The organism is Agromyces neolithicus, assembly GCF_039529735.1.
Classification (GTDB): domain Bacteria; phylum Actinomycetota; class Actinomycetes; order Actinomycetales; family Microbacteriaceae; genus Agromyces; species Agromyces neolithicus.
Genome location: NZ_BAAANJ010000012.1, coordinates 24,927 through 31,224 on the forward strand (window position 1 = coordinate 24,927; position 6,298 = coordinate 31,224).

6 protein-coding genes are annotated in these 6,298 nt (G+C 69.7%); 1 reads left to right on the forward strand and 5 read right to left on the reverse strand.

Annotated features, from left to right (window positions below):
• Window positions 1-16: 16 nt before the first annotated feature.
• Window positions 17-1,588, reverse strand: a complete 1,572-nt coding sequence (locus ABD164_RS13755) for a hypothetical protein (RefSeq protein ID WP_344296863.1) — start codon at window positions 1,586-1,588, stop codon at window positions 17-19.
• Window positions 1,585-2,364: a glycosyltransferase family 2 protein gene (locus ABD164_RS13760; RefSeq protein ID WP_344296864.1), complete on the reverse strand. Its 780-nt coding sequence runs from the start codon at window positions 2,362-2,364 to the stop codon at window positions 1,585-1,587. The genes ABD164_RS13755 and ABD164_RS13760 overlap by 4 nt, the downstream gene beginning before the upstream one ends.
• 61 nt (window positions 2,365-2,425) lie before the next feature.
• Between ABD164_RS13760 and ABD164_RS13765 the strand changes: the two genes are divergently transcribed.
• Window positions 2,426-2,875: a GtrA family protein gene (locus ABD164_RS13765; protein WP_344296865.1), complete on the forward strand. Its 450-nt coding sequence runs from the start codon at window positions 2,426-2,428 to the stop codon at window positions 2,873-2,875.
• Window positions 2,876-2,881: 6 nt separating this feature from the next.
• On the opposite strand, the gene ABD164_RS13770 is transcribed toward ABD164_RS13765, so the two are convergent.
• From ABD164_RS13770 to rfbA, 3 genes are read right to left on the reverse strand one after another with little or no spacing between them, the layout of a single operon-like run.
• Window positions 2,882-4,285: a sugar nucleotide-binding protein gene (locus ABD164_RS13770; RefSeq protein WP_344296866.1), complete on the reverse strand. Its 1,404-nt coding sequence runs from the start codon at window positions 4,283-4,285 to the stop codon at window positions 2,882-2,884.
• The gene (rfbB, locus tag ABD164_RS13775; protein ID WP_344296867.1) at window positions 4,282-5,292 is read right to left on the reverse strand and encodes a dTDP-glucose 4,6-dehydratase; all 1,011 of its coding nucleotides are present in this window, start codon (window positions 5,290-5,292) and stop codon (window positions 4,282-4,284) included. The genes ABD164_RS13770 and rfbB overlap by 4 nt, the downstream gene beginning before the upstream one ends.
• Entirely contained in the window at window positions 5,289-6,164 is an 876-nt protein-coding gene (gene rfbA / locus ABD164_RS13780; protein ID WP_344296868.1) for a glucose-1-phosphate thymidylyltransferase RfbA, read from the reverse strand. The genes rfbB and rfbA overlap by 4 nt, the downstream gene beginning before the upstream one ends.
• Window positions 6,165-6,298: the final 134 nt, after the last annotated feature.

Below are 6,298 nucleotides of genomic sequence, written 5' to 3' on the forward strand. Positions count from 1 at the left end.
CGCCCGGGGCATCCGTTCAGTCGCCGGCCGGAACCGGGGGCTCGCAGAGCCGGTAGTCGCCGCTCTGCACGATCAGTTCGCACGCCTCTGCCGGCTCGCCTGGCCACACCCGGGGATGGTCGGCGACGGCCGCACCGGCGTCGACGAGCCCGGCGTGCGCACCCGACATGACGATGATGCTCACCCCACCGCCCCACGGCGAAGCAAGGCTGTCGTAGCCGAACTCCGCGATGCCGGCGGCGGCGGAGCGCTGGTCATCGAGCGTCTCCCAGGTGCCGTACGAATGCCCGCTGATACGCCCCACGAGCGACATCGAGAGCACGGCCACGCCCGCGATCGCGAGTACCCCGGCGACGGCACGCAGCGTCACCACGCGCGATGTCGTGCGGGCCCAGTCGTTGGCCTTCGTGCGAAGCGCAACCCGTGCGAGCACCACGACGATCGCGATCATCACGGGCAGGAACGCCAGCACGCCGGGCGCCGGATGTCGCAGCCACGCCGGCGTGTGCGAGGACTGCAGCCACCACACGAGGTAGGTGACGAGCCCCAACCCGGCAACGCCCGCGATCACGGCGAACTCGCGCAGGCCGGCGCGCGACGCCCCGGCCTGCGTGAGCAGCTTCGGCGCCCTCACCACGGCGATGGCCCCGAGCACGGCGAGCACGACGCCTGCACCGATGAGTGCGAACAGCACCCACGCGGGCAGGTGCCACGCGCCGATGAGCGCGTTCAGCTTGTCGATCGGCAGCACCCGGTAGCCGGACTGTCCACCGCCGAGCAGGAACCCGCCGAACTCGCGCAGGTTCGCGATGCCCTCCTCAGGCCCGAGCGAGAGGAACTTGACGACCTCGTAGACGAACGTGGGCGCGGCTGCGAGCCCGGCGGCGGCAAGCACCCGTGGCAGGGCGGCGCGCATGCGCTGCATGATGTTCGATCCGGGGGCGTCGAGCAGTGCGGCGATGGCGAACGCGGGCACCGCGAGCAGGGCGATGAACTTGGTCTGGATGGCGAGGCCGACGAGCAGCCCGGCGAGCCACGGCCGCCGGTGCAGCACCACGAGCGCCGCGGCCAGCAGCCCGGCCGCGGTCACCTCGCCGAGCACGTCGACGGGCGTCTGGATCGGCGACGGCAGCGGGTCGGCGGCGTATGCGAGCGGCACGGCGGCGGCGATGAGCCCAGGCCAGCGCCCGCCGAGGCGCCGGCCGATGAACCAGAGGCTGCCCAGCAGCAGCGTCCAGCCGAGCAGCCCCACGAGCCTGCCGGCGAGCACGGGTTCGATGCCGAGAGCCATGAGCGCCGCGATCGGCAGCATCACCACCGGCCCCGTCGAGATGCGCACATCGAACGGCGTGAGCGTGCTGCCCGACAGCGTGCCGTCGCTCGCGTAGCCGAGCCCCCGCAACAGGTTGAGCGGCACGGTCAGGTTGAACGCCTCGTCTTCCCAGAGCCGCACGCTCGTGAACGCCGGCCAGAGCACCGCGAGGTTCGCGATCACCACGCCGGCGACCGCGATCGCGAAGACGACGTCGATCGGCCGAAACGACCGGCCGACCGATCGGATGCCCCGGGCCGGGGCCTCGACCGTCACGATCGCCGCCCGGGCTTCAGCGAGACCTGCCACAGCTCGACCGCGGCCGTGCGCACGAACTCGCGCAACCGCTTCGGTGGCAGCATCGGTTGCGGTCGTGCAACCGCGTCACCCTCGCTCCACATGGTGCCCTGGGCGTCGCCGCCACGACGCGGCAGGCTCGCCACCTTCAGGTAGCGCACGTTCGCCCCGCCGCGGGCCTCGGCGATGGAGAAGTGCACGTGCGGCACCTGCGCCGCTTCGGGGACCGCCGCCATGAGCGTGCGCAGTTTCGCCGGACGGTACGCCCGCAACGGCGTGTTCACGTCGGGGATGCGCCGCCCCGCGGCGACGGTGACGAGCGTGCCGACCGACGCCGTCAGCACCCGCCGGAACCACGGGTCGGTGCGGCCGGTGCGCACGCCGTGCACCACGTCGGCACCGGTGTCGAGCGCGGCGTTCACGAGTCGCGCGAGGTCGTCGCCGTGGAACTGGCCGTCGCCGTCGACATGTACGAGCAGGTCGGGCCGGAGTTCGAGGCCCGCCCGGTAGGCGGCGAGCGCGGTGGGGCCGTGGCCCCGGTTGTCTTCGGCGGTGATGACGTGCAGGCCGGGCAGGTCCTCCGCGAGTTCGGTGAGCACCTCGGCGGTGGCGTCGGTCGACCGATCGTCGACGACGACGATGTCGAGCCGCTCGGCGAGCGGGGCGAGGCTGGCGTGCAGTTCGCGCACGAATCCGGGTATGCCGTCGGCTTCGTTGTACGCCGGCATGACCACGGCGAGGTGATTCAGGCGCACGCCGTCTCCCAAGCAACTGACGTGCACGGGTTGCACGAGTCTGGGTAGTAGCGTAGTCGAGATGACGCAACGAGCCCGATGGCGCAGCATTGCCGGGCTCGGGGCCCGGTTCCTCACCGTGGGCGCGATCAGCACGTTGATCGAGATCGCCGTGTTCAACCTGCTGTACCTCGTGTTCGGTTGGGATCCGGTGGCGGCCAAGATCGTCGCGTCGCTCGTGGCCCTCGTGAACGCGTACTTCGGCAACCGCGAATGGACGTTCCGACACCGCGACCGCCGCGGCCGCACGCAGGAGATCGTGCTCTTCGTGCTCGTGAATGCCGCGTGCACCGCGCTCGGCGCACTGCTCGTGTGGGCCGGCATCGAGGCTGCGGGCCTGCTGCTCGATCGCGAGATCGGCCCCTTCATCGTGAACGGCGTCAACCTGATGAGCATCGTCGTCGTGGTGCTGGTGCGCTTCTGGCTTTACCACAGCCTCGTCTTCCGCACTTCTCCCCCGAAGACGCCCTGACGTCGGCTACCCCGCCAGGTACTCCCGCAACGCCTCCCGGGCATCGCGCGGCACGAACCCCGCATCCGCGAGACGCCCCAGGTCGAACGCGCTGTGCCGCGGCCGCGGCGCCGTCGTCACCGCACCCCGCCCGGCCGCGTACCCCTCGGCGGTCGTCGCCACGACCCGGTCGGGATCGTGCCCGGTGAGCTCGAACACCGCCCGCGCCACGTCGAACCACGACATCACGGGTCCGGTGTTCGAAAGATTGTAGACGCCGTACGGCGCCCGAGATGAGAGCAGGTGCAGGATGCCTCGTGCCAGGTCGTCGGCGAACGTCAGTCGTCCCCGCTGGTCGCAGATGACCTTGGGGTCGACCCCGCGTGCGGCGAGTGACGCCATGGTGCGCACGAAGTTCGATCCATCGCCGACGAGCCAGCTCGTGCGCACGATGTAGTGCGCCGGCGCGGCCTGCGCGGCCAGTTCGCCCGCAGCCTTGCTCTGCCCGTACACGCCGAGCGGACTGTACGCCTCGTCTTCGACGTGCGACTCGACCGTGCCGTCGAACACGTAGTCGCTCGACACCGTCACGAACGGCACGCCCAGCGAGCGAGCGAGCGACGCAAGCGAACCGACCGCGGTCGCGTTGACTCGCCACGCCGTCGCACGCCCGGCGGTCGTCTCGGCCCCGTCGACGTTCGTGTAGGCCGCAGCATTGATGATCGCCGACGCCCCCGAGAGGTCACGACCACCCGAACCGAGCGAGCCCAGCGCCGAGGCATCCGACATATCGATATCGGCCCGCGTCAGGAACGTGGCATCGGGAATCAGCCGGCGCAGCGCCCGCCCCAGCTGCCCCTTGCCGCCGATGACCACCGGCTGCCGCGCGGGCACCGGCCGAACCGCGGCGAGCCGCGGGTGCGCACGATCCTTGTCGGAGATCGAAACGCCCGAGAGGGCGATCGGCCAGTCGATCGCGACCGTCTCGTCGGCCAGGTTCACGAACTGGTACTCGGCGTCGGGCCGCCAGTGCGCGTTCACGAGGTACGCGTACACCGTGTCGGGCTCGAGCGTCTGGTAGGCGTTGCCGACTCCGCGGGGAACGAACACGGCCTGGTCGGGCCCCATTTCGAGCGTCACGGATGCCCCGAACTCGGCGCCCTCGCGCAGGTCGACCCATGCGCCGAAGACGCGCCCGGTGGCGACCGACACGAGCTTGTCCCACGGCTCAGCGTGGATGCCGCGCGTCGTTCCGACTTCGCCGTTGAACGAGATGTTCTGCTGCACGGGCCCGAAGTCGGGCAGGCCGAGCGCGGTCATGTCGGCGCGCTGCCAGTTCTCTTTGAACCATCCGCGGTTGTCGCGGTGCACGGGTAGGTCGACGACCAGCAGGCCGGGAATGGCAGTCGAATGCACCGCCAGTGCCCTCATCGCCCGAGCTCCGAGTACTTCGCCTCGGTCTCGGCCTTCTGCGGCCCCCACCAGGCCTCATTGTCGCGGTACCAGTCGATCGTCGCGGCGAGGCCCGCTGCGAAGTCGCCGTAGCGCGGCCGCCAGCCGAGCTCGTCCCGCAGTTTGCTCGAGTCGATGGCGTAGCGCAGGTCGTGGCCGGGCCGGTCGCTCACGAGCTCGAAGTCGTCGCGGTCGCGCCCGAATCCCGCCAGAATGTCGCCGACGACGTCGAGGTTCGAGCGCTCGCCGTCGGCGCCGATGAGGTAGGTCTCGCCGATGCGCCCGCCCGCGAGAATGGCGAGCACGGCGGCGGAGTGGTCGTCGGCGTGAATCCAGTCGCGCACGTTCGCGCCGGTGCCGTAGACCTTCGGCCGTTCGCCGCGCAACACATTGGTGATCTGGCGGGGAATGAACTTCTCGACGTGCTGGTAGGGCCCGTAGTTGTTCGAGCAGTTGCTGAGGGTGGCGCGCAGCCCGAAGCTGCGAGTCCACGCCCGCACGAGCATGTCTGACGCGGCCTTGGTCGACGAGTACGGACTCGACGGGTTGTAGGCGGTCGCCTCGGTGAAGCGCGCCGGGTCGTCGAGTTCGAGGTCGCCGTAGACCTCGTCGGTCGAGATGTGGTGAAAACGGATGCCGCGACGGCGAGCCGCCTCGATGAGCGTGTAGGTTCCGATGACGTTCGTGTCGAGGAACGGGCGGGGGTCGCTCAGCGAGTTGTCGTTGTGCGACTCGGCGGCGTAGTGCACGATCGCGTCGGTGTCGGGGTTGAGCTCGGCGGTCAATCCGTCGACCAGTGCCGCGTCGGCGATGTCACCTCGCACGAACCGCATGCGGTCGCCGGGCAGCCCGTCGAGCGATGCGAGGTTTCCCGCGTACGTGAGCTTGTCGAGCACGACGACGCCGAAGTCGGTGTTCGTGATGACATGGCGCACGAAGTTCGATCCGATGAACCCGGCACCGCCGGTGACCAGCAGCCGGGTCATGCGTCTTTCCCTCTCGCGAGCACGTCGAGCAGGTAGTTGCCGTACCCCGATTTCGTGAGCGCTTCGGCGCAGGCGCGGAACGCGTCATCCGACAACCAGCCCTGACGCCATGCCACCTCCTCAGGTGCGCCGATCTTCAGACCCTGCCGGTGTTCGATGGCGCGAACGTAGTCGCCGGCCGCGGCCATCGCCTCGAACGTTCCGGTGTCGAGCCACGCCGTGCCACGCGGCAGCACGCTCACACGTAGCCGCCCCTCGCGCAGGTAGGTGGCGTTGACGTCGGTGATCTCGAGCTCGCCGCGCGCACTGGGCTGCAACGCTGCGGCGATCTCGACGACCGAGTTGTCGTAGAAGTAGAGCCCGGGCACCGCGTAGTTGCTCTTGGGCTGCGCCGGCTTCTCTTCGAGCGAGCGGGCGACGCCGTCGCCGTCGAACTCGACCACACCGTAGGCGGTGGGGTCGGCGACCCAGTAGGCGAAGATCGCGCCGCCGTCGACCTCGGCGTACTGGCGCAGCTGCGTGCCCATGCCCTGGCCGTAGAAGATGTTGTCGCCGAGCACGAGCGCCACGCGGTCGTCGCCGATGAAGTCGGCGCCGATCGTGAAGGCCTGGGCGAGCCCCTTGGGCTCGGGCTGCACCGCATAGTGCAACGAGACACCGAGCTGTGATCCGTCGCCGAGCAGCCGCTCGAACTGCGGCGCGTCGTGCGGGGTCGTGATGATCAGGATGTCGCGGATGCCGGCGAGCATCAGCGTCGACAGCGGGTAGTAGATCATCGGCTTGTCGTAGACCGGCACCAGTTGCTTCGAGATTCCGAGCGTGATGGGGTGCAGTCGAGTGCCCGAGCCGCCGGCGAGGATGATGCCCTTCACCACTCCATCCTGCCGCATGCTGTCGGTCGAGTAGCGACGAAGGAGCGTATCGAGACCCCAGCCTTAACCTCGATCCACCGATCAGGTTTGAGTTGAGCGCGGCGCGTTAAGCCGAGAATGCCTCCCGGATCGGG